General features: G+C 44.3%; 20 protein-coding genes. 14 read left to right on the top strand and 6 right to left on the bottom strand.

Annotated features, from left to right (window positions below):
• Window positions 1-55: 55 nt before the first annotated feature.
• On the bottom strand, window positions 56-1,873 hold the full coding sequence (locus ACZ5ZC_RS05125; RefSeq protein WP_085344543.1) for a hybrid-cluster NAD(P)-dependent oxidoreductase: 1,818 nt from the start codon (window positions 1,871-1,873) through the stop codon (window positions 56-58).
• Window positions 1,874-2,141: 268 nt separating this feature from the next.
• Here ACZ5ZC_RS05125 and ACZ5ZC_RS05120 point away from each other — a divergent pair, with 268 nt between their 5' ends.
• Together ACZ5ZC_RS05120 and pyrC are read left to right on the top strand one after the other, a co-directional pair.
• Window positions 2,142-2,306 carry a YqaE/Pmp3 family membrane protein gene (locus ACZ5ZC_RS05120; protein WP_005375297.1) on the top strand — a complete coding sequence of 55 codons (165 nt, stop codon included), beginning with the start codon at window positions 2,142-2,144 and terminating at the stop codon, window positions 2,304-2,306.
• A gap of 155 nt (window positions 2,307-2,461) precedes the next feature.
• Complete coding sequence (pyrC, locus tag ACZ5ZC_RS05115) at window positions 2,462-3,490, top strand: dihydroorotase (RefSeq protein ID WP_048625318.1); 1,029 nt, start codon at window positions 2,462-2,464, stop codon at window positions 3,488-3,490.
• Between the two features lie 98 nt (window positions 3,491-3,588).
• Here the strand turns inward: pyrC and ACZ5ZC_RS05110 are convergent, their stop codons facing one another.
• Window positions 3,589-4,494, bottom strand: a complete 906-nt coding sequence (locus ACZ5ZC_RS05110) for a DUF808 domain-containing protein (protein ID WP_005392495.1) — start codon at window positions 4,492-4,494, stop codon at window positions 3,589-3,591.
• A gap of 172 nt (window positions 4,495-4,666) precedes the next feature.
• Here ACZ5ZC_RS05110 and ACZ5ZC_RS05105 point away from each other — a divergent pair, with 172 nt between their 5' ends.
• Window positions 4,667-5,584, top strand: a complete 918-nt coding sequence (locus ACZ5ZC_RS05105) for a M14 family metallopeptidase (RefSeq protein ID WP_167427679.1) — start codon at window positions 4,667-4,669, stop codon at window positions 5,582-5,584.
• On the opposite strand, the gene ACZ5ZC_RS05100 is transcribed toward ACZ5ZC_RS05105, so the two are convergent.
• Window positions 5,579-6,367, bottom strand: a complete 789-nt coding sequence (locus tag ACZ5ZC_RS05100) for an AraC family transcriptional regulator (protein WP_005385013.1) — start codon at window positions 6,365-6,367, stop codon at window positions 5,579-5,581. The genes ACZ5ZC_RS05105 and ACZ5ZC_RS05100 overlap by 6 nt on opposite strands.
• Before the next feature lie 98 nt (window positions 6,368-6,465).
• Here ACZ5ZC_RS05100 and ACZ5ZC_RS05095 point away from each other — a divergent pair, with 98 nt between their 5' ends.
• The 3 genes from ACZ5ZC_RS05095 (at window position 6,466) to ACZ5ZC_RS05085 (ending at window position 8,419) form a co-directional block, all read left to right on the top strand.
• Window positions 6,466-7,371, top strand: coding sequence for a DMT family transporter (locus ACZ5ZC_RS05095; protein ID WP_046873773.1), 906 nt, complete (start codon window positions 6,466-6,468; stop codon window positions 7,369-7,371).
• Between the two features lie 145 nt (window positions 7,372-7,516).
• Window positions 7,517-8,002 (top strand): acyl-CoA thioesterase, encoded by a 486-nt coding sequence (locus tag ACZ5ZC_RS05090; RefSeq protein WP_005392490.1) that lies wholly within the window; start codon window positions 7,517-7,519, stop codon window positions 8,000-8,002.
• Window positions 8,003-8,173: 171 nt separating this feature from the next.
• Window positions 8,174-8,419, top strand: coding sequence for a hypothetical protein (locus ACZ5ZC_RS05085; RefSeq protein ID WP_005375277.1), 246 nt, complete (start codon window positions 8,174-8,176; stop codon window positions 8,417-8,419).
• A 363-nt stretch (window positions 8,420-8,782) separates the two neighbouring features.
• Here the strand turns inward: ACZ5ZC_RS05085 and malG are convergent, their stop codons facing one another.
• The 3 genes from malG to malE all read right to left on the bottom strand — a co-directional run bounded on the left by malG (window position 8,783) and on the right by malE (window position 12,518).
• On the bottom strand, window positions 8,783-9,673 hold the full coding sequence (gene malG / locus ACZ5ZC_RS05080; protein WP_005375275.1) for a maltose ABC transporter permease MalG: 891 nt from the start codon (window positions 9,671-9,673) through the stop codon (window positions 8,783-8,785).
• Window positions 9,674-9,685: 12 nt separating this feature from the next.
• Window positions 9,686-11,260: a maltose ABC transporter permease MalF gene (malF, locus tag ACZ5ZC_RS05075; RefSeq protein WP_031780258.1), complete on the bottom strand. Its 1,575-nt coding sequence runs from the start codon at window positions 11,258-11,260 to the stop codon at window positions 9,686-9,688.
• Between the two features lie 79 nt (window positions 11,261-11,339).
• Complete coding sequence (gene malE, locus ACZ5ZC_RS05070; RefSeq protein WP_005375272.1) at window positions 11,340-12,518, bottom strand: maltose/maltodextrin ABC transporter substrate-binding protein MalE; 1,179 nt, start codon at window positions 12,516-12,518, stop codon at window positions 11,340-11,342.
• A gap of 672 nt (window positions 12,519-13,190) precedes the next feature.
• Here malE and malK point away from each other — a divergent pair.
• From malK to ACZ5ZC_RS05030, 8 genes are all read left to right on the top strand, one after another.
• Entirely contained in the window at window positions 13,191-14,309 is a 1,119-nt protein-coding gene (gene malK, locus ACZ5ZC_RS05065; RefSeq protein ID WP_005375271.1) for a maltose/maltodextrin ABC transporter ATP-binding protein MalK, read from the top strand.
• 423 nt (window positions 14,310-14,732) lie between these two features.
• Window positions 14,733-16,133: an undecaprenyl-phosphate glucose phosphotransferase gene (locus ACZ5ZC_RS05060; protein WP_048625323.1), complete on the top strand. Its 1,401-nt coding sequence runs from the start codon at window positions 14,733-14,735 to the stop codon at window positions 16,131-16,133.
• Window positions 16,134-16,143: 10 nt separating this feature from the next.
• Entirely contained in the window at window positions 16,144-17,349 is a 1,206-nt protein-coding gene (locus tag ACZ5ZC_RS05055) for an outer membrane beta-barrel protein (RefSeq protein ID WP_464931454.1), read from the top strand.
• 12 nt (window positions 17,350-17,361) lie between these two features.
• Entirely contained in the window at window positions 17,362-17,895 is a 534-nt protein-coding gene (locus ACZ5ZC_RS05050) for a polysaccharide biosynthesis/export family protein (RefSeq protein WP_145472145.1), read from the top strand.
• 15 nt (window positions 17,896-17,910) lie between these two features.
• On the top strand, window positions 17,911-20,091 hold the full coding sequence (locus ACZ5ZC_RS05045) for a GumC family protein (RefSeq protein ID WP_464931453.1): 2,181 nt from the start codon (window positions 17,911-17,913) through the stop codon (window positions 20,089-20,091).
• The gene (locus ACZ5ZC_RS05040) at window positions 20,069-20,878 is read left to right on the top strand and encodes a putative capsular polysaccharide synthesis family protein (protein WP_395218283.1); all 810 of its coding nucleotides are present in this window, start codon (window positions 20,069-20,071) and stop codon (window positions 20,876-20,878) included. The genes ACZ5ZC_RS05045 and ACZ5ZC_RS05040 overlap by 23 nt, the downstream gene beginning before the upstream one ends.
• A gap of 2 nt (window positions 20,879-20,880) precedes the next feature.
• Window positions 20,881-21,933, top strand: coding sequence for a glycosyltransferase (locus tag ACZ5ZC_RS05035; protein WP_395209691.1), 1,053 nt, complete (start codon window positions 20,881-20,883; stop codon window positions 21,931-21,933).
• Window positions 21,899-23,152 (top strand): O-antigen ligase family protein, encoded by a 1,254-nt coding sequence (locus ACZ5ZC_RS05030; protein WP_237309034.1) that lies wholly within the window; start codon window positions 21,899-21,901, stop codon window positions 23,150-23,152. The genes ACZ5ZC_RS05035 and ACZ5ZC_RS05030 overlap by 35 nt, the downstream gene beginning before the upstream one ends.
• The last annotated feature ends 15 nt before the right edge of the window (window positions 23,153-23,167 follow it).

Genomic DNA, 23,167 nt, shown 5'->3' with positions numbered 1-23,167 from the left:
CAAAACGCTGCTAAAGTTAGCAGCGTTTTTATTGAGAACCGGGGAGCCTTCTCGCTTAGTTTGTTACCGTCACGTCCGTCTCTGGAACAGCACAACACGCCAATACGGTTCCCATCGCACGTTCCTCATCTGTCAACGCAGGCACGTCCGGATGATGTACTTGACCCGACGTAAGCTGAACCTTACACGCTCCGCATAAGCCAGCACGGCAGCTATTGCTAACAACCTTCCCTGCGTCTTCAAGCTGATCTAACAACGTTTTCTGATTATTCCCTACAACTTTCGTCCCATTAAAATCGATCGCTATGCTCTTCTCTGGTCTTGAAGTGACTGAAGATACGCCAAACGCTTCTTGATGGTAGTTTTCTTCTGGCAGCCCTTTTCTTAGTAGGAGATTTTTCGCTTTCTCCATAAAACCATCAGGACCACACACAAACACTTGGCGCTGTTCAATATCTTTGATTTGCTTAATGTGTGACAAACTTAAACGCCCTTTTAACCCAAACCAATCAACGGCAGGCTGCGTCAAGCAGATTTTCACTTCTAACCCCGGGTGCTTACGCTTTAACTGCTCCAACTCAGAGCGACAAGGAATATCATTTTCGGTACGACATTGATGGTAGAAAACCACGTTCTCCAACTGATTGTGATCCGCTAAGTAACGTACCATCGATAGCATTGGTGTTACTCCACTGCCTGCAGAGAGTAACAATAGAGGCTGCGCTTCATGAGTTTTTAGGTGGAACTGGCCATCAGGTTGTTCTGCCTCTAAAACATCACCGACTTGTAAATTGTCTAAGAGCGAATTAGAGACTCTTCCACCTGCAATACGCTTAACAGAAATAGCATAGCGACCCGGACGAGACGGACTGGATGATAGCGTATAGCGTCGACCTACTTTCTTACCATCAATATTCACTTCTATTGGCAGGTGTTGTCCTGGCAAGTAATTAGGTAAAGAACCTTTGTTTGGTTCTAACCATAAGGTCACGAAGTCTTGGGCGATTTCTTCACGCTCAACACATGTTAACGTCATGCGCACTGGCGAGTTATCTGCGTAAAACTCCGGCTCTTTGTACTCCAATACTTCAACTTTATCGCCTTGACGAATAATGCCTTCATTTCGCGCGACAAGATTCTGGCCAAAGAACACACCACCGACATCGTTTGCACGGAACTGTTGCAAGGTTTTGAGCGGCTCTTTGCTCTCACGGAATGTGCCTCTTTGGGTATTCACCGTAGTCAGGATACAGCGCTCGCAAGGTTTGAGAGACTCAAACTCTACCTCACCGATTCGTATGCGCTTCCATGAATCTTCTTCAAACGGCTTGGTATCAGAGACCACTAAGTTAGTACGGAACTGATCCATAGAGTGTTGCTCAGAGCTTCTTCGGTTCAGTTCATCAAGGGAAGCCTGGCTAATCACTAACACCGGATAACCATCGGCAAAGCTAACGTTTTGTCCTAGCTTTTCGCGAACACGATTCGATTGCTCACCACTAAACAACAACTCAACACGTTGACCCAATACACGACTAAACCAATCATCTGCATCATCTGTAGTGGTATATGCAGTAAAGGTGTCTTTCCAAACTGTTGCTGGCGTTTCCTGCATTTTAAAGTCTTGATAACGGATTTTAAGCGGCTCCATCCCCAAACTGCTAAACACAACCCCATCGGATAATAAGGCGGACTTAATGGTTACCATTTGCGGATACTTTCTCGCGGTAATCATAGCGCCATCAGCTTTCGCAATCATAAAACGACGATCGAAGCTCAATCCTTGCTTCTCAACCCATACTGACGACAGCGATAATCCGCCAACTGACTTAACCGGAAAAACATTAATTTGGGACAAAATGGGTTGCGACATAGCCTTCTTCCTACAGGGTGTTTTTTATTTGTTGCAGTATTGTATACCCAAATCACATTAAGGTGCAGAGTCTATTGCCGCTTCATCCAACTCAATTTTTTCTGAATGCTATTCTTATAAATTTGGTTTGAGCGACAAGTATTTACTACACTCAACATTCGCGTTTTTTAACATCGTTCTGACCAAATACCGTTTGATAAAGTGTGATACGGCACACATAATTCATCTGAGTTATCACTGCCCCCATTTATTGATTTGGAGCTTAATTATGGATACAAGAAAACTGGTTCTGATTTTGTTATGTATCTTTCTTCCGCCTGTCGCGGTGTTTATGGAGAAAGGTCTAAATAAAGACTTTTTGATTAACCTAATATTGACGTGTTTCTTCTTTCTGCCGGGTACGATCCACGCGCTTTGGTTAACAATGAAGTAATCACTTACACTCTCACTCTGTAGAAAAGTGAAAAATGGGATGAAATGTGAGGGCAATTCCTCTATCATCCTGTCGCCTAAGCGCAAGCGTTTGCTCAAAAGCAAATACGGCGCTTGGGCTCCAATCAGACAACTTTTCAATGGTGGGAGCAATTAATGACAACACTGACAATCACTCGTCCTGACGACTGGCACGTTCACTTACGCGATGGGGAAGTTCTTAAAGACACCGTTCGCGACATCAGCCGCTACAATGGCCGTGCGCTGATCATGCCAAATACCGTCCCACCAGTTACTACAACTGAGCTCGCCCTAGCCTACCGTGACCGAATTCTAAAAGAGCAACATGGCGAACAGTTTGAACCTTTGATGGCGCTTTACCTCACAGACAACACCACACCAGATGAAATACGTAAGGCTAAAGCCACCGGAAACATTGTTGCTGCCAAGCTTTATCCTGCTGGAGCTACCACAAACTCAGATTCCGGTGTGACCAATGCGAAGAACATTTACCACGTTCTCGAAGCGATGGAAGAAGTCGGAATGTTACTTTTGGTTCATGGCGAAGTAACACATCACGATGTTGATATCTTCGACCGAGAGAAAGAATTCCTTGATACTGTCCTCGCTCCTATCGTCAATGACTTCCCTAATCTTAAAATCGTTCTAGAACACATCACTACCGCCGACGCAGCAAACTTCGTTAATAACGCCTCAGATAACGTAGCTGCTACCATCACTGCTCACCATCTTCTTTTCAACCGTAACCATATGCTTGTGGGTGGTATTAAACCTCATTTCTACTGTTTGCCAATTCTTAAGCGCGGAACCCACCAGCAAGCGCTGATAGAAGCAGCAACTAGTGGTAGCAAGAAGTTTTTCCTAGGTACAGACTCGGCACCACATGCGAAAGGGGCAAAAGAGTCCGCTTGCGGTTGTGCTGGTTCTTACACTGCACACGCAGCGCTAGAGCTTTATGCAGAAGTATTCGAGAATGAAGGCAAGCTGGAAAACTTGGAAGCGTTTTCAAGCTTCAATGGTCCTGATTTTTACGGCATTGCGCGCAACACAGATACGGTAACGTTAGAAAAATCCGCTTGGGATGTGCCGGAAACGATGCCATTTGGCAATGATATCGTTGTGCCTATTCGAGCAAATGAACAAATTGAGTGGAAAGTGAAGTAACCACTTTACTGACGTTCCATCCATAAAAGAGGGTCATGCCTTTCTGTGAAAAGAAGTCATGACCCTTGTTGTTCTTGTCTTGCTTTGGGCTGTGATTACTAGTGGCCGCGAATTTTTTCTACAGCAGCCCACACAGCAACCACAATCAACCCCGCCACAAAGCCGATAATGCCGTTAAGCAAAATAGGCAGAATCGCTGTAGCAACCGAATGACCACTAAAGTTCATAATAATCGGCTCTACAAAGTGATGAATGGCAGGTACGTTGTGCACTACAATCCCCCCGCCAACTAAAAACATCGCGGCAGTTCCCACAATCGTTAACAACTTCATCAGCTTTGGTGCAAAAGCAACTAAAGCACTGCCGACTTTCGCCATCCAGCCCTTACCTTTTGAGCGAATTTCAAGGTAGAAGCCCAAGTCATCCAATTTCACGATGCCTGCTACTAAGCCATAAACACCAATGGTCATGATGACTGCAATTAAGCTCACCACTAAGATTTGCGTCACAAGGCTCGCCCCAGTCACGGTACCCAACGCAATCACAATGATTTCCGCTGAAAGAATAAAGTCCGTTCGAATCGCACCAGCAACTTTGCGTTTTTCATACTCTTCTATCGACTCGCCAGTATTAACTAACTCTTCTTTTTCTTCGTGCGGATGGGAGTGAGGGAATACTTTCTCAAGCACCTTTTCTGCCCCTTCAAAGCAGAGAAACAAGCCGCCAATTAGCAATAGTGGCATGATAAGCCATGGAATAATCGCGCTAATTAGCAATGCTGAAGGAACTAAAATCAATTTGTTTTTGAACGAGCCTTTCGCAACCGCCCAAACCACTGGAATTTCTCGCTCAGATGCAACACCAGACACTTGTTGAGCGTTTAACGCTAGGTCATCACCCAACACACCTGCGGTTTTCTTTGCCGCCATTTTCGACATTAAGGCGACATCGTCGAGTACCGTGGCAATATCATCCAACAGTGTGAGTAAACTTGCTCCAGCCATTTTTTGTCTCTTATATGAAATTGAGTAAGTAACAAAATGTAACACCAATAAATCACTCATCAAAGTGATGATTTTGCAAAGAATACTATCCCAAATGGTGTTTTATATTGCCGTTAAGATAAGACAGGTCTAGTCTTGTGGTACCTTTCAGCAGTCAAAAGAAAAAGTATAGATGAAAAGTGGATACATTTACCCAATCGGTACCCCTGGCCAACCTTGGAGCGAAGAAGAACGTCAAGCTTGGTTAGCAACGCAAGAAGTAAAACGTAGCTACCAAGATGAAGTTGTCAGTAAAATCGATGCTCTACGCGAGCGTTTTGATATTGAACAATACGGTGCACTCTCATACAACGAGGCACGTTTCCCTCTGTTTTGTATCAAAACTCGCAACTGGGATTCAACGAAGCCTGTTGTTTTGGTCACAGGTGGCGTGCACGGTTACGAGACGAGTGGTGTACATGGCGCTTTAAAGTTTGTAGAAACAGAAGCAGAGCGCTACGCAGAGCATTTCAATATTGTCGTTGCACCTTGCGTGAGCCCTTGGGGTTACGAGGTGATCAACCGCTGGAATCCAAACGCGATTGATCCAAACCGCTCTTTCTATAAGGATAGCCCCGCCGAAGAATCCGCCAACCTCATGAAGCTCGTTGCGACATTAGGCGATGTATTAATGCACATTGATTTGCACGAGACGACAGACTCCGATGAAACAGAGTTCCGTCCTGCGCTTGCCGCTCGTGATGGCATTGAGTACATCGAGGGCATGATCCCAGACGGTTTTTACACAGTTGGAGATAGTGAAAACCCTCAACCCGAGTTTCAAAAAGCGGTGATTGAATCGGTTGCGAAAGTGACTCACATTGCACCTGCAGATGAAAATGGCGAAATCATTGGTTCACCAGTCGTACAGTTTGGCGTTATCAACTACCCAATGGTGAAGCTGGGTCTGTGTGGCGGCGTAACAAATTGCGTTTACGGCACGACAACGGAAGTGTACCCAGACAGCCCAACGGTGACCGACGAAGAGTGCAACGATGCGCAAGTTGCAGCCGTGGTCGGTGGTCTGAATTACGTTCTGGCTCAGTTATAATAAGCGGTTCTTATATTGCTCCGGTGTCATGCCGGAGTATTTCTTGAACATTGCGATAAAAGGGCTAGCTTGGTTATAACCTAACGTCAACGCGACTTCCTTTACGGTCTGCCCTTTACGCAGCAACTCCATAGAATGTAAATATCGCACACGTAAGCGCCACTCAGTAAAGCTCATGCCCAACTCACTCTGGCAATGTCTCGCTAACGTGCGTTCTGTGGTATGCACTTTTGCCGCCCACTCCGCCAAACTGATCTCATCCGTCGGCGATTCTTCTACTGCTTTTAAAATCGGTTCAAGATACTTATTGTCGGTTGTCGGTAAAAAGTGATGTTCGACTTCTTGCTTTGCAAGCTGGTCCAATAACACTTGTACCAATCGCTTGTCTTCATCAGTTTGCGCCACGTTAATGTCTCGCTGACGAAAGTCCTCAATAATCGATGACACGATTGGAGTCACTTTGATCAAGCTCGTTTTAGTTGGGAAATGCGCCGTCAATTCAGGGGCAATATTCAAAGAACAATATTCGATTGGCTTACGGTTGTAGCTCGTGTGACGGATTCCGGCGGGAACCCAAATTGCAAGATGCGGAGGCGCTAGAAATCTTGTATCTTCTGCATCCATCTCTAGGATCCCACCGCTGATCAGCTGCACTTGCCCCCAAGGATGGCTATGAATTCGCGTTTCTGTATTAGAGAGAAAGGCTTCAAAATTCATAAATACATCCGATGGTGCGCGGTCGATTGATAATGAGGGATGAAGATTTCTGGCGCTCTTTTTCAAAATTGTCTTCCTATCGCTTACGATGTCTTTTAAGAGATACTTTTTATTATAAAGACCTGCCAGACTAGCGCCATCAATAATTGTGCTATAGGGTTCTCATGATTTATTTACTTCCGTTTTTCACCGTTATGATTTGGGGTGGTAACTCAATTGTGAATAAGATGGCAGCAAGCGCCATTGAACCAAGTGCGATGAGTTTCTACCGTTGGTTTGTCGCAATGGTACTTCTAACTCCATTTTGTCTGCCTGCGATCATCAAACAACGACACATTATTCGACCTTACTTAGCTAAGTTGGCGTTTCTTGCGTTACTTGGTATGGTTCTCAACCAGTCACTTGGATACTATGCCGGTTTAACAACAACGGCCTCTAATATGGCCCTAATCACCTCTTTAGTTCCTTTGATCAGTGTGTTTTTAAGTGTTCCTCTGTTAGGCAAGTCTGTATCAATGTTAAGTATCGTCGGTGGTGTGATTTCGCTCGGCGGCTTGGCGTTTATGCTTGGTCATGGTGATATCACCTACTTTTTACATCAAGACATGACCCAAGGTGATAGCCTTATGCTGATTGCAGCCATGGTATACGCGGCTTATTGCGTGCTGCTAAAACGCTGGAAGATGCCTTTCAGTAGTTTGACTCTGGTTTACATGCAAGGCTTCTTCTCGGTTGTGATGCTTACACCACTTTGGCTATCTAGTGAGCAACTGTTACCAAGCCAAGACGCGCTACCATTAATCGCCTATGCTGGCATTGCGGCTTCCATTTTTGCGCCGTTAATGTGGGTGAAAGCGATCGATTCAATTGGCGCTGATTCAAGTGCCATGTTCATGAACTTAATGCCCGTGGTTTCTGTCGTACTTGCTTCAACGTTGATTGGTGAGAAAATTTACGCTTACCACATTATTGGCGGGCTGTTAGTCATCTCTGGCGTTATCCTGTCGCAAATAAAAATACGACACAGAAAGCCATTGCCCAATTCCGAGATTGCCTCCACCGCCAATTAATCCCAGTTCCCCAAGCCACAGAACTACGCTGTGGCTTTTTGTTTTCATCGTTCGAATAAAAGTTAATATTTTGTTTCATTCTCTATTCCCGAAAATTCATCTTGCTGCTAAATTGGGAAAACAATAACCCATCAAGGAAAGACAGATGAGCAGTGGTCAAAGAGACATTACCCTTCGCTTTTTAGCAGAACCCAGTGACGTCAATTTCGGCGGAAAAGTGCACGGCGGCGCCGTAATGAAATGGATCGACTTAGCAGCCTACGCCTGCTCTGCAGCGTGGAGTGGCAAGTATTGCATTACTGCATACGCAGGTGGTATTCGTTTTGTTGCGCCGATTCATGTCGGCAACTTAGTCGAAGTTAGCGCGAAAGTCATTTATACCGGACGAAGCTCAATGCACATCGCGATTGATGTGCAAGCCAGTGACCCAAAGCAAATGAAAAACAGACTCACCACCCACTGTATCGTTATTATGGTTGCTGTGGATGAAAACGGAAAACCAACCGACGTACCGAAATGGGTTCCAGAATCTGATGAAGATAAAGCCTTGGAACAATCCGCTATCCGCCTTATGAACATGCGCAAAGAAATCGGGGAAGAGATGGAAGCGCACGTAAAGTATCTCAAGTAACCTACATCCGTTAAGAACGCTATTGACTACCTCAACGTTACTTATAACCAGAGTGTGGAGCAACATCATGGTTTTGCCATTTGCTTCACACTCGGCCTCCTCTGTCATAAATCCTTCACCTAGCTTTGCTTAAATCCATCCACTATTTTGGAGTTGGATAGAGTTTGGATCTTGAGACTAAAAGAAACGACCTTAAGTGAAGAGACGTTGACCAATTTAAAAGCGGTCGAGTACCAGTGGGTAAGAACCATGTACGTCGAGGGGTATAACGAAACAGAAATTAACCATTACATTCAAACCTGCTTTGGCGGTGATGTCACCTTTGCAAATTTATTTCGTCGCGTCGCACTACAGCAAGAAAGCTTATACACGCTGCTTCAATACGTTGGATGCGCCCCATCCAGTCGAGAGTTTTAATCCTTACCTACCTTAATTTTACTGATACCTGAGCTCAGGTTATTTATGTGAAGTGCTACGCAGGGCATTCCCCTAGCCCTGTGTAATCCATTGCAAAGCCGCTAATCTTTACCTGCTTATTGAACAACTGTATTTAACAAGTATAAAAAAACCTGAGTCTAGACTCAGGTTATGGTTACAAGAAACTGTTAGTGATTGAATCGTAAGGAACTAAGCTAACAGCCAGCTATGCGTAACGCCAATAAAAGCCAAGATATTACTGATCGGCGGCCAAACCAAAATTGTAATATCCGTGCTACGTATAAGGGCGACCATGTGGTCGCCCTTTTCTAGTTATTCTTATCAATCTCAGACCACAAGAGATTATCCTTTCACACCACCAGCGGTTAGACCACCAACCAACCAGCGTTGAGCAAGTAAGAATACGGCAGTGATTGGCACTGCTGAAAGTACAGCAGCTGCAGCAAAGTCACCCCACAAGTAGTTTTGTGGATATAGGTATTGCTGCATACCCACTGCAAGTGTGTACGAGTCTACATCAGAAAGTAGTAGTGATGCTACAGGAACTTCACCAATTACCATGATGAACGACAAGATGAATACTACCGCTAGGATTGGCACAGACAATGGAAGCAATACCAAACGGAATGCTTGCCATGGTGTCGCACCATCCAGTGCCGCCGCTTCTTCTAACGAAGAGTCAATACTTTCGAAGTAGCCTTTAATCGTCCAAACGTGCAAGGCGATACCCCCTAAGTAAGCGAATATCAGACCGCCGTGCGTGTTCAGGCCAAGGAATGGAATGTACTGACCCAGTTTGTCGAACAACGCGTACAGAGCAACCAGTGCCAACACCGCAGGGAACATCTGGAAGATCATCATCGCTTTAAGAATGGTGTTCTTACCTTTGAACTTCATACGAGCAAACGCGTAAGCCGATGTGGTTGATAGCGCCACGATTAGGATTGCAGAAATACCACCCACTTTTACCGAGTTCCACAACCATGTCATTACTGGGAATGGTGGCGGTGTAACTGTACCGTCTGGATTAGTCACCGAGAAACCTAATGCCAATTTCCAGTGATCAAGTGTTGGGTTGTCTGGGATCAGGCTACCCGTTGCAAAGTTACCTTCACGGAATGAAATCGCGATGATCATCAGTAAAGGGAAAATAATCAGTGCCAAGAATGCCCACATCGCAATATGAGTAGCCCAAACACGATACTTTAATGACTTACCTTGTACCATTGCCATTGTAATTTCTCCTTAGTCCTGAGCTACTTTAGTTACGCGTAGGTTGATAAGTGCCAATGCGCCAACCAATAGGAAGATAAGCGTTGCTACCGCACTTGCTAGACCGAAGTCTTGACCGCCAGCACCTTCGAATGCGATTCGGTAGGTGTAACTTACTAGTAGGTCGGTGTAACCCGCAGGCTCTGATGTACCAATCATGTTTGGACCACCGCCTGTCAACAACTGGATAAGCACGAAGTTGTTGAAGTTAAAGGCAAAGCTCGCAATCAACAATGGTGTTAACGGCTTCAACATCATTGGTAGCGTGATACGAGTAAAGTTAGTAATAAAGTTCGCACCATCAATTGCTGACGCTTCATATAAATCATCAGGAATCGCTTTGAGTAGACCCATACATAGAATCATCATGTAAGGGAAACCAAGCCACGTGTTCACAATCAGAATCATGGTTTTCGCCATGAATGGGTCTGAGAACCAAGCGGGGCTAATACCGAACAAACCTTCCAGAAGCATGTTGATCTCACCAAAGCTTTGGTTAAACAAACCTTTAAAGATCAAGATAGAAATAAACGCCGGTACCGCATAAGGCAGAATCAGTAAGAGTCGGTAAACCGAACGGCCTTTTAATGCTTCCCACTGAACAACACTTGCTAGAACAAGACCAATTACAAGCGTAAATAGTACGGTGAGTGCCGAGAACACAATCGTCCAGATAAAGATACTGATAAACGGCTCTTTGATGCCATCATCTTTCCACACACGCTCAAAGTTGTGGGTACCAATGTTCACAACAAAGCCAGGAGACACTGTGCTACCAACAAACTGACCGTTTTCATCGACAGGTTGGTAGTAACCTACTTCCATATTTGGACGTAACGTCTCTTCAGTACGGTTGTTGTAAAGCGTTTCGCCGTCTTCTTGCAGCGTGTACAAAGGCACAACTGCCGCAAACTTACGTAACCCGCTCATGCGGATGTCTTCACCGCTCGGCAGATGCAAATCAACACTGCTCAACGTATTACGGCTCTTAACAATCGTCTTGATTGATTCTTTCTCGCCCGTAGCTTCTTCAATTGGCGATAGGTCAAGATCCGATGCTGAAAGGCTATCTAGCTGAAAAGTGGGCGTAGCAAGTAGCTCACCATCTTTTTCAACCACAAGCTGATGTCCTTGATCCGTTTTATATAAAGTGAACGGGTAGCTATCACCACTTTGATAAGTTCTGTCCAAAAGTACGCTCTGCGCACGATCAAAAGAGAGTTGGTTTTTCGCGCTGTAGTTGGTAAACGCCAAACCTATGGTGTACGCCAGAGGGAAAAGAATGAAAAGGATCATCCCTGCGATACCAGGGTATATGTAACGGTGTGCGTACGTCTTTTTACTACCAAAGATGAACAACGCTAAAGCGGTAAGAATGATCGTAAGTAGTGCAAACGCAATCTCACCGCGTGAATACATAAGGATTGTTGCGTAGCCATTGATAATGCCGACTGTGCCTAAAAGTGACCATTTCATGAACACTTTTTTGCTGCTCGGAAGGCTGGCTTCTGGTGCTGTCATAGCATTTGTACCTTGAACTGACTGCATAGGGAACCTGCTAGCGAATATAGAATAAATATAGAAAAGTAAGGAGGAGTTGCCTCCTCCTTAAAAAGGTCTTACTTAATTATTTAGTCATTTGTTTTTCTGCGTCTGCCAATGCTGCATCGACAGTTTGACGACCATCAACTACGTTGATGATTGCGTTCTTAGCCGCGCCCCAGAATGCGTTCATTTGAGGAATGTTTGGCATAATTTCGCCGTTCATCGCGTTGTCCATTGTCGCAGCGATACGAGTATCTGAATCTAGTTCACGTTGGAACGAGTTAAGCGCTACCGCACCTAGAGGCTTATCGTTGTTAACCATACGTAGGCCGTCGTTTGTTAGTAGGTAGTTCTCAATGAACTCAACCGCTAGGTCTTTGTTTGGAGACGCAGTGCTGATACCAGCCGTTAGAACACCAACGAATGGCTTAGAAGATTGACCTTGGAACTTAGGTAGCGTAGTCACGCCGTAGTTAACGCCAGACTTCTCGATGTTGCCCCAAGACCATGGACCGTTGATCGTCATCGCTGTCTTGCCTTGGTTGAATGCAGACTCAGATACTGAGTAGTCCATATCTGCAGAGATTACGCCTTTGTCTACCAAGCCTTTTACGAAGCTCATCGCGTCTTTAACGCCTTCTTTCGCGATACCAGCGTCTTTAACATCGTAACCTTCAGAAGTGTATTTGAACGCGTAGCCGCCATCAGCAGCCATTAGTGGCCAAGTGAAGTACGGTTCTTTTAGGTTCCACATGATTGCAGACTTGCCGTCTTTTTTAAGTTTTGCATCTAGCGCTGCAACTTCTTCCCAAGACTTCGGTGGGTTTGGAACTAGGTCTTTGTTGTAGATTAGAGATAGAGACTCAACCGCAACTGGGTAGCCGATCAATTTACCGTCGTAACGTACAGCATCCCAAGCGAAATCAACAATACCTTCTTGAATGTTCTTAGAAGGTTTAATTTCTGCTAGCAGGCCAGCTTCTGCGTAACCACCGAAACGGTCGTGAGCCCAGAATACGATGTCAGGACCGTCACCAGTCGCTGCAGTTTGAGGGAATTTGTCTTGAAGGCCATCTGGGTGAGCCACTGTCACTTTAATGCCAGTGTCTTCTTCGAATTTTTTACCAACTTCAGCAAGGCCGTTGTAACCTTTGTCGCCGTTGATCCAGATAGTAAGTTGTCCTTCTTCGATGGCAGCATTAGCACCAAAAGAACCCAAAGCAACAAGAGTACCTAGTGCTACAGCGCTTAACTTTTTCATGTTCGTATCCTTTTTATATTTTTGATGTAGGGCTAGTCCATTGAGGTTCAGCCGTATTTCGACATATATCATCTGAAATAATCCAATATGTCTCATCCTCCTAATCCCTACGCCCTTACAATTATGACGTATTTTCGTGATCTAAATCGCCAAGGGTAAGAGACTCAAATCACAAAACGGATACTTCCTGTGATCGGTTTCAACTTTAGGTGGTGCAATAATGTGATTTCCGACCAACTGCTTTATTCCTCCTCCTTTTTTACTCCTCCCTACCTACTCCCCCTACAATTATTTCTATTAGGAGGATGTCGCACCTCGCACAATCTTACAAACTTCAGTCATCCAAGAGTGGATGGTAAGAACCCTTTCCCAGCAGTGCCTACGTATTAGGAAAAAGATTTGCTGGTTTTGCATTGCCAGACGAGTGGAATGTCATTATTGGTGTTGTTTGTGGTAATTATTTCACGGGGGAGACAACACGAATAATGTGGGGGAGAGAAACTCGTACTTGGCTATGATGGGTAGCACTTCTATTCAGGACATTTTATTGAAGTGCTACCCTACTTTTCTTACCAACCGCAATAACTTACCGATTCCTACTGTTACTGCTCGCTAGATAATTCATATAATGATGAGCGGTGAATAATAAAAAATTGATCGAGGACGAGCTACATGGCGAGTGTCACGTTAAAAAATGTTTGTAAAGCGTATGGCGACGTACTGATTTCTAAGAACGTAGACCTAACAATCAACGAAGGTGAATTTGTTGTTTTCGTAGGTCCATCAGGTTGTGGTAAATCTACCCTTTTACGTTGTATTGCCGGTCTTGAAGACATTACTTCAGGTGATTTGTATATTGGTGACCAGCGCATGAATGACGTCGAACCATCCAAACGTGGTGTTGGTATGGTATTCCAGTCTTACGCTCTTTACCCACACCTTAACTTATATGACAACATGTCATTTGGCTTAAAATTAGCAAAAGCAGACAAAGCAGAAATCGACAAACGTGTTGAACAGGCTGCAGAAATTCTACAACTGGGTCACTTACTTGAACGCCAACCAAAAGCGCTTTCAGGTGGTCAGCGTCAACGTGTGGCTATCGGTCGAACACTGGTATCGCAACCTAATGTATTCCTTCTAGATGAACCACTATCAAACTTGGATGCCGCACTGCGTGTAAACATGCGTGCGCAAATCACGAAGCTACAACGTCAACTTGGTTGTACCATGATCTACGTAACACACGATCAGGTGGAAGCAATGACAATGGCAGATAAAATCGTTGTACTAGACGGCGGTTATGTATCGCAAGTTGGTAAGCCACTTGAACTTTACCATTACCCACAAAACCGCTTTGTAGCAGGCTTTATCGGTTCTCCGAAAATGAACTTCATGAGCGTATTCATTGATGAAGTAGAAGCAGAGCGCGTCAAAGTTCAACTATCTAATGGCGTATCTTTCTGGATTCCAGTGGATGGCACGACGGTTAACCGTGGCGACCGCATGTCTTTAGGCATTCGCCCTGAGCACCTATTATCCGCTTCTGAAGCTGATGCAAGCATTCACGGTGAAGTGATGATTGTTGAGAAGCTAGGTAACGAAACTCAAGTATACCTAAACCTAGAAGGTGCGGACGCGGACGTTATTTTCCGTCAGCCTGACACGCTCGCAGTCGATACCGGCGATAAAATCGAGATTGGTATTCCAGCACACCGTTGTCACCTGTTCCACAGTGATGGTCGTGCATGCCGCCGCCTATACAAAGAAAACGGCGTAGAAGTCGAATAATTCATTCGTCCTGATTCACAATAAATCCCTCTCACTTGAGAGGGATTTTTTTATCCTAATAAATATAAGTAATTCGATACTAAATCATTAATCGTTAACGAATAAGATCACCCGTTTCTTCTACCTTTACATAAACCATTGTCTTTGTACTGATACTTCATTTTTAATACTTTTCCTCATCCCTCTTGAGTAAGTACCAGCTTTTTCCTAACCCGCCAAACTTAGCCAAAGGTCTAAATTTCATTCTTATTTCCACTTACCTCAACAACGCAAATTTTTACACTTATCAACGAAATTACACGTGACAAAAAACTCAGAAGCATTCAACAGAATGCTCTGTTCACCAACTACTAATAACGCTCACGACACGGCAATTGGGGGAGACACCCAAGGGCGGTAGCGTGTAAGAAGGGAAACTGAGTCATGAAACAAAAAGGACTTATCCGCTCTCACGAGATGGAGTTCGCTTTTTTATATCGCATCTCAGATCTTGCTGTCATCGTCTCTTTTATGCTGCTTTTAGTGTTCAAAGACATGAATACTGCGATGGGGAAAGATTACGTCATACTGGCTTTTGTTGGAGGCATCTCCTTTCTATTTATGGCAGAAAGCGGCAACCTGTACCGCTCTTGGCGAACCAGTTCGTTTAAAGAGCAGATGATTATTGTCTGTGTGGCCTGGGCAGTAACTTCCGCGCTTATCTTTATTGTTCTGTATTTTTCGGAAGTCTATGACTTATTTGATAACACTATTCTGGCATTGTGGTTTGCGATTACGCCCGCTCTACTTTTGGCATGGCGAGTGACATTCCGTACCGGATTAGCCTATTTAAGAAAAAAAGGATTCAACACTCGTACTGCGATCATCATCGGCCAAACTCCTCACGGCATTACCCTTGCTAACGAAATTCAAAACCACACTGAACACGGTGTACTTTTTGATGGCTTTTACGATGAGCGTTCTTCCGACAGATTGCCAAATTCTGCTTACCCTATTAAAGGGGCAGTTGACCACGCTCTTGAGCGAGCCAAGAAAGGGGAAGTGGATTACGTCTATATCGCAATGCCAATGCACGCAAAAGAGCGTATTGCATCGCTTCTTAACCAATTCTCAGACACCACCGCAAATACGTATCTGATTCCCGACTTCTTTACCTATAACCTTTTGCATTCTCGTTGGGCGCAAATCGGCCAAGTTCAAACGCTCAGCGTATTTGATACGCCATTTGCTGGAATTTCTTCCTGGGTAAAACGGTTTGAAGACATTTTGTTTTCGAGCATTATTTTAGCCTTGATCTCTCCAGTCCTGCTCGCCATTGCGATTGGCATTAAGCTGACCTCTAAAGGTCCGGTCATTTTTAAACAGCATCGTTACGGCCTCGATGGACGCAAGATTGAAGTCTGGAAATTCCGTTCAATGACCACTATGGATCAAGGCCCTCACGTGAAACAGGCGACAAAGAACGACCCACGCATTACGCCTTTTGGTGGTTTTTTGCGTCGCACCTCTTTGGACGAACTGCCTCAATTTATCAATGTACTGCAAGGGACCATGTCTATTGTTGGTCCACGCCCTCATGCCGTGGCGCACAATGAAGAGTATCGCCAGATTGTTGACCGATACATGCTACGTCACAAAGTAAAACCAGGCATTACTGGCTGGGCGCAAATTAATGGCTATCGCGGCGAAACAGACACCTTAGAAAAAATGGAAAAGAGAGTCGAATTTGATTTGGATTACATCCACCACTGGTCGGTTTGGATGGACATCAAAATCATCTTCATGACCGTTTTCAAAGGGTTCACTGGTGCTAACGCTTACTAAGGTTGAGATTATGAAGAAACTGACAATGGCAATAGCATTGAGTCTGTTTTCAACTGGCTTACTCGCAGAACCGATGGCTTACCAAACCGAGTCTGGCATTGAGTTTATTCCCCTCGTAAGAACTTTCTACGAGGGCGATGACAACATCAACAAAGCGGAGGAATCCGGCAATGTAGAATCGGTCAATATTTGGGGTATAGAGCCAAGCTTATTAGCACGTATAGAAAGGAATCGCTATCGCGCAGATATTTTATACAAGTTGAAAGCAGGTTTTTCATCCGATGACCGCAACGACTTCGACGATCATACCTTTCAGTTTTCCAACTTTTTTGAGTTCAATCATCGTCATCGTTTAGTGGTTGATTACCGTTTTCGCGCCCAGCATGAAGTTCGAGGAGAAGATATTACCGAAGGTAATGGTAGCGCAATCGACTCACCAATAGAGTTCAACCGTAACGATATCAAAACCAATTATGTCTTTGGCTCTAACGGTGCAAAAGGCAGACTCGAATTCGGTTTAGGCTACAGTGATAAAACCTATCAAAACTACCGTGACGGCTTGCCTGGGCGCACAAACGCTAAAACAAAATACAACGATTTTCGAGCCCCCAATGCACACTTGGAATTCTATTTAAGGGCGACGCCAAGAACCTATTGGTTGGTTGGGACAAAACAAATAGTAACCGACTATCAGCACCGAAATTCTTCGCAACCATCCAAAGATAACAACACCAGTTTCTATTACACCGGTGCCGAATGGGAAGTCACAGGAAAAACCAAAGGCATCGCTCGACTCGGTTATCAAATCAAAGATTTTGACAGCGCTCACCGAGAGACATTTAAAGGCTTTAGTTGGGATATCGGCTTTGAATGGCTGCCTCAAGAACAAACTCTAGTCAGCGTGAAAACCACTCAAGCGGCAGTTAACCCAGATCAAGATGGCGATTACAACCTACAAACTCGTTATCGACTGAACCTCAAGCACGATTGGAATAGTTACCTTGCAACTCGCTTAGGTGCTATTTATCAACAAGATGACTATACGGGGATCACCAGAAACGACGATCGCTACACCCTATCTTTTGGTATCGATTATCAAATTAAACGCTGGATACAGCTGCAAGCCGACTGGCAATACCAAGATAAAACCTCTAACCGACCAGGTTATAGCTTCGAACAGAACATTTGGACTTTAAGCGCACAGTTTTCTCTGTAACAAGGATTATTAATGAAGGCATTCATCACATTTATGAGTGTAGCGTTGTTGCTATTTAGCACTTTGGTCAACGCTGACTCAAACGAGGAAGATTACTTACTCGACACGGGCGATACCATTTCCGTGCAGGTCTATGGTGAAGAAGATCTTACGATTAAAAATATTCTAATAACGTCAGATGGCTATTTTGATTACCCCTACCTTGGCCGAATCAAAGCAATCAAAAAAACACCGAAACAACTCAAGTACGAAATAGAAACGGGTTTAAAAGGCGATTATCTCATCAACCCAAAAGTGATGGTCACTATCAATAACTTTCGTCTGTTTTATGTCAATGGCGAAGTCAGGAAACCAGGTGGATTTGAATATCGACCAGGATTAACTATCGAAAAGGCCATCGCTTTAGCTGGTGGCTTGACCGACCGAGCCTCACGCAAAGGCATTAACCTCACCAAACATAAAACGGGTCAAACGATGGAAGGGGTCAGTATGCACCGCAACGTGGAACCTGGTGACATTGTATTTATTGACCAGAGCTTCTTTTAAGTGACAGGGAATCAAATGAACGGGACTCATCCAAATAATCTCCAGATGAACAAAGTAGAACTGATTCGTTTTGGTCATCACTTTAAAGCGATTAAAAAGAATTGGCTAAGCATCGCAGCTTTCACGCTTCTGTTTTCATTGACTTGTACTTGGTATATCTACTCCAAAGCATCGATATACCAAGCTACAGCAACGCTACTCATCCAAGAAGAACAAAAAAGCGCCCTTTCAATCGAGGAAGTATATGGCGTCGACACGACAAAAAAAGAGTACTTTCAAACGCAAATCGCTATTTTAAAATCGAATCATATCGCAGATAAGGTCATTAGAGAGCTGAACCTAACTCAACTACCGGAGTTCACACGCTCAGGTGGATTAAATCAAAAGATCGACCAAATAAAGTCGATCTCTTTTGTTCAAGACATACTGAATGTGTCACCAAGCCCAAAAGAAACCGCCCAATTTTCAGAGTCCTATTATCAGGCACTTCAAGCTTTCAGAAGTAAACTCGATATTGAGCCAGTACGTAACACCCAATTAGTCAGAATTCGCTTTCGTTCTACCGATCCTAAGCTTGCTACGACAATCGCTAACGCGGTCGGCCAAGCCTACATTGACGCAAATTTTGAAGCCAAATTGGTCGTTACACAAAATGCGGCTACTTGGTTGACAAATAACTCACAAAAATTGGAGGAGCGATTACGTAACTCTGAGCAAGCGCTGCAAGAGTTCTTGTTAAAAGAAGGGTTGATCGATATAAACGGTATTGATGAAATTTACGCCAATGAGCTAGAGGAACTCACTCGCAAGCTAAATGTCGCTGTTAATAAGCGCATTGAAGCGCAGACGTTAATCCAACTGTTAAGACGTAAATCTTCACAAAGTTTAGACAGCTTGCTGTCAATTGATGAATTCGCTAATCAAGCGCAGATCCGCGACCTCAAATTATCGGAAGCACAGGCAGCCAAAAATCTCTCTGAACTGGCACAGCGCTACGGCCCCAAGCATGACCGAATGATTCAGGCAAAAGCGCAGCTTGCTGAAATTCAAGCAAGAACCCAGCAACTCATTCGTGACATTTCCTTCAGCAAGCAACAAGACCTTCTTGCTGCAAAGGCGCAAGAGGACATGCTTCGAGCAGAACTCGATAACAAAAAGTCTGACTTCCAATCGTTAGGGTCACAAAAAGCGCGTTATGAACAGTTAAAACGCGAGGTTGAATCCAATAAGGCACTCTATGAAGCGTTCTTAAATCGTGAGAAAGAGACCAACGCCACCAGCGACTACAAAAATGTCACTGCGCGTTTTACTGACAAAGCCATCATCCCTCTATTTCCGGTAGCACCGCAACGAATCAAACTGGTAGTGATTGCCACCTTTTTTGGCTTTGCCATTGCTTGCGCTCTGATCATCATCTTAGAAACGATGCGAGAAGTTATCCGAAGCACAGCCGATGTGCAGGAAAAACTTGGTGTTACGTGTTTAGGTGTGATTCCTATGGTCAAAAAACGCAATTTGCGTAAAAACGGCGTCAGTTATACCGCGTATTTAGATGATGAAGAAAAGCTATTTAGTGAAGCTTGCCGCTCCGTCAGAACCTCGCTTCTGCTCAGACTAACCAACACGAAGCAAAAGATATTGCCCTTTACTTCTACCATTCCAGAAGAAGGAAAAACATCGACCAGTATCAATATGGCGGTGTCGTTTTCAAAAATGGAAAAGGTATTGATCATCGACTGCGATTTACGCCGACCTTCCATCGCAAAACGGTTTGGTATTGCTGAATCAAGCCCAGGCTTAACGCATATCCTGACTATGGATACGCCAATCAAAGATTGTGTTACACATATAGAAGAAGCCAACTTAGATGTATTATCGGCCGGTCTAATTCCGCCAAACCCACAGGAACTGCTAGCTTCTGATCGCTTTAAAAAGTTGCTCGAACATTTTCAAAATAAGTATGACCGGATCATTATCGATACACCGCCCCTACTGTCAGTGAGTGATGCACTTATTCTTGGTCAGTATGCCAATGGTCTGATTACCGTCATTCGCTCAGAATCGACAAAATCATCACTGGTTAACCTTGCGTTATCTAAACAAATACAACACTCAGTTCCATCTCTTGGCGTCTTAATCACACAAGCCAAGACTAAGGAAGGAGAAACGCTTTATGTCCAGAAATACGCCTACTAACTCAAACGCATCTTGGTACCAAACGTTGAAAAGCCAAGAACAACCGGTATTGATCTATCAAATGGGCAAAGTAGGTTCGAGTGCATTAGAACATTCCATTCCTAACTCGATTCACTTGCACGACCTTATGACTGTCGATGCGCAAAAACAGATATCCCCTGTTAGAGCGCAATTGCATAAACCTCAGATCAATGCGTTAAAGCGACGACTCAAGCGCATAGCGATGAGCCGTATGTTAAAGCACAAGAAAAAAGTTCGAATTATCTCACTGGTGCGTGAACCGATCGGACGAAATATTTCAATGTTCTTTCAAGCACTTCCGTTTTGGATGGCGGACAAATACCTAAAAGATGATAGCGCAATCCGTACCGAACGTCCGCAGTTACTCCAAGAGGCATTTGATAAGCACATGAATCATCAATATGCGCTGCAGTGGTTTGACAACGAAATCAAACAACTAACAGGGATTGATGTGTTTAACGAACCTTTTAATCACGAAGTAGGCTATCAGACATACCATAACAATAACTTTTCACTGTTGGTCATTCGAAGTGACAAGCTAAAGCAGGCTAACTCCGCAGTCGAAGGCTTTTTAGGTTACCCCGTGGATGTCGTTTATGAAAATCAGTCAGACAACAAATGGTACTCGCCACTAATGAAAGAATTCAAAACGCAATTTCAACCTACACCCGAGTACGTTGAAGAAATGCTGAATTCTAAATTGGCGAAGCACTTTTTCTCAAATGCAGAAATCACCGACCTTAAACAACAATATCTGACCAATTAATCATGAAAACCAAGATTCTACATATTATTAATGATCTTTCTCAGAACGGCGGTGCTCAGAAGTTCTTAGTCGACCTTGTTTTAGAACATAAGCCTGAATACGAAATCAAAATTTTGGTCTTGTGTGATGAAAATGATTTCTTACCAACGCTATCCGCCCAAGGGATAGAGTGTTTTAACTGGCGCACTTTGTCATTGAGTGAGAAATACTGTTTGCTGCGTTGGCCGCATGTCGTTCACGGGCACCTCTACCCTTCCATTTATCTAGCGCTATTGGCGGTAGGTAAAAAACGAATCCAGACTGAGCACTGTTCTTACAACCGTCGACGTGACTACCCGCTGTTTAAGTTCATGGAGTACGTCTTATATTGGGGCCACGACTTGACGGTCAGTATTAGTGAAAAAGTACAAGATGAACTGGTGAAGTTCATGCCTCGCTACCAACATAAATATCACGTGGTGCACAATGGCGTTGATTTAAAAAGGTTTCCTATGATGCCGAAGAGCGCCAGCCACCTGATCGACAAACCAGTCATCAAGATTGGAATGGTGGGCCGACTTCACCAACATAAAGATCATGAAACGCTTATCCAAGCACTTGTCCATTTACCGAGACGATACGAGCTCCATCTTGCTGGAGATGGCGAAAAAAAATCGTCACTGCAAGCGTTGGCAACAAAGCTCAACGTCACGCAACGTGTTCACTTTCATGGGGTAGTTTCTGATGTTCCAGCGTTTTTGAACGACATGGACATTTACGTGCAATCATCGCATGTCGAAGGCTTTGGCTTGGCGGCGGTTGAGGCCATGGCAGCAGGCTTACCCGTATTATCATCGGACGTACCCGGTTTGGATGACGTCACCGGACGTGCCGAATATTTATTTCAGGTTGGTAACTCAAATGAGCTGAGCCAGAAAGTGCTCCAGCTGTGTGAAAGTGTTGAGCGGTATGACGCTGCAAGTCAATACTCAGTCAATAGGGCCTCTCTCTACACCATCGATAAATTTCGTGAAGGTTACTATGGAATCTACCAGCAGCTTTGCACCAACAAATAGCTCCGCGCCATCGAGCCATCGAGCCTCATTGCTTGCAGCATGCCTATTAGCATTGTTCTTTATTCCTATGAAGTTTCGTGCTGGAGGAATAGCACTAGCACCATCAGACATCGCAAGCCTTTTGTCCATTGGTTTTACTGCATTAGTGGTATTGGAAGGAAAAGCTGAAAAACTCATGCATCCCTGTATGGGGTTCCTTGTACTGTTCACTGGATATGTGTTCTTAAATGGCCTGCTAAATCGCGTCCCCTTAATGCCGCTAGTTATAGAAACCGTGCAATGGCTGGCGATTCTCTGCTTGCTTAGCCTAATGTACGCCTATGGCGTGTTTGATGATGAATGGGTAATGGTTTATTTCACTTATCTGCTGTTTTTCATCTGTACGCTCGTTGCCTTATGGCACTTTGCTCAAGGCTATCAAAGCGGGTTTAAGTTACTCGGGGTAAGTAAATACGGGTTCGGTGTACTTTGCTCACTACTGTACCTTTATCGGGATAAAATTCGCGCTTTCCACCTTTTGATGCTCGTTGCTTTGGTATTACTGGTGTTGTCGCAAGAAAGAAAAGCACTACTTGGTTTTTGTCTGCTTTTCTTCTTTGACCAGCTGCTCGTAAAAAACCTGATGAGAAAATCACTTAATGAAACGTATACGTGGACCATTTTATTGGCCTTAAGCTTTATGGTGTTCACTGCCGTCGCAACTACACTCTATGTTGGGTTTGAAACGTTAGCAGACACATTGGAAATAACCCAAGAAGACGTCTTATTTGCCAACCAAAGTGAAGCTCGCTGGGTGTCGAACCTTCATAGAAAACTCTTACTTGCCAATGGGCTAGATATTTTACTTCAACACCCGGTGTTAGGTGTCGGCGCGAAAATGTTACCCAACTTTATGATCAGTTACTTTAACTATGATGAGCTGGCGATCTACACCCACAACTTTGTGTTAGATACCGCAATTGAATACGGGTTGCTCGGTATCGCCCTATTATTTGGTGGTTATTTTCTTTTTATTCGCTTTTGCTTCCGTAGTCTCAATGACAACAGGAAAAGCCTCTTACTCGCGATATACGCCCTCATCATGGTGTTCTTCGTTGCGGTAAATACCACCATCATTTTAATACTCTTATTACCCGTCATGATAAGCATGAGCCGCGAGTCAAAGGTCAACACCATTGCTCATACTTTTCCGGTAAACCATCACCACGAATTTGAATAATCAAGGATAGGATAG

Source organism: Vibrio sp. JCM 18905 (genome assembly GCF_055393305.1).
The sequence above is the reverse complement of the archived record's forward strand: the minus strand, read 5'-3'. Positions and strand labels throughout refer to the sequence as shown.

Excerpts from the sequence above, each read along its gene's own strand:
- ACZ5ZC_RS05125 (WP_085344543.1), bottom strand. The coding sequence starts at position 1,873 with ATGTCGCAACCCATTTTGTCCCAAATTAATGTTTTTCCGGTTAAGTCA.
- ACZ5ZC_RS05120 (WP_005375297.1), top strand. The coding sequence starts at position 2,142 with ATGGATACAAGAAAACTGGTTCTGATTTTGTTATGTATCTTTCTTCCG.
- pyrC (WP_048625318.1), top strand. The coding sequence starts at position 2,462 with ATGACAACACTGACAATCACTCGTCCTGACGACTGGCACGTTCACTTA.
- ACZ5ZC_RS05110 (WP_005392495.1), bottom strand. The coding sequence starts at position 4,494 with ATGGCTGGAGCAAGTTTACTCACACTGTTGGATGATATTGCCACGGTA.
- ACZ5ZC_RS05105 (WP_167427679.1), top strand. The coding sequence starts at position 4,667 with ATGAAAAGTGGATACATTTACCCAATCGGTACCCCTGGCCAACCTTGG.
- ACZ5ZC_RS05095 (WP_046873773.1), top strand. The coding sequence starts at position 6,466 with ATGATTTATTTACTTCCGTTTTTCACCGTTATGATTTGGGGTGGTAAC.
- ACZ5ZC_RS05090 (WP_005392490.1), top strand. The coding sequence starts at position 7,517 with ATGAGCAGTGGTCAAAGAGACATTACCCTTCGCTTTTTAGCAGAACCC.
- malG (WP_005375275.1), bottom strand. The coding sequence starts at position 9,673 with ATGGCAATGGTACAAGGTAAGTCATTAAAGTATCGTGTTTGGGCTACT.
- malF (WP_031780258.1), bottom strand. The coding sequence starts at position 11,260 with ATGCAGTCAGTTCAAGGTACAAATGCTATGACAGCACCAGAAGCCAGC.
- malE (WP_005375272.1), bottom strand. The coding sequence starts at position 12,518 with ATGAAAAAGTTAAGCGCTGTAGCACTAGGTACTCTTGTTGCTTTGGGT.
- malK (WP_005375271.1), top strand. The coding sequence starts at position 13,191 with ATGGCGAGTGTCACGTTAAAAAATGTTTGTAAAGCGTATGGCGACGTA.
- ACZ5ZC_RS05060 (WP_048625323.1), top strand. The coding sequence starts at position 14,733 with ATGAAACAAAAAGGACTTATCCGCTCTCACGAGATGGAGTTCGCTTTT.
- ACZ5ZC_RS05055 (WP_464931454.1), top strand. The coding sequence starts at position 16,144 with ATGAAGAAACTGACAATGGCAATAGCATTGAGTCTGTTTTCAACTGGC.
- ACZ5ZC_RS05050 (WP_145472145.1), top strand. The coding sequence starts at position 17,362 with ATGAAGGCATTCATCACATTTATGAGTGTAGCGTTGTTGCTATTTAGC.
- ACZ5ZC_RS05045 (WP_464931453.1), top strand. The coding sequence starts at position 17,911 with ATGAACGGGACTCATCCAAATAATCTCCAGATGAACAAAGTAGAACTG.
- ACZ5ZC_RS05040 (WP_395218283.1), top strand. The coding sequence starts at position 20,069 with ATGTCCAGAAATACGCCTACTAACTCAAACGCATCTTGGTACCAAACG.
- ACZ5ZC_RS05035 (WP_395209691.1), top strand. The coding sequence starts at position 20,881 with ATGAAAACCAAGATTCTACATATTATTAATGATCTTTCTCAGAACGGC.
- ACZ5ZC_RS05030 (WP_237309034.1), top strand. The coding sequence starts at position 21,899 with ATGGAATCTACCAGCAGCTTTGCACCAACAAATAGCTCCGCGCCATCG.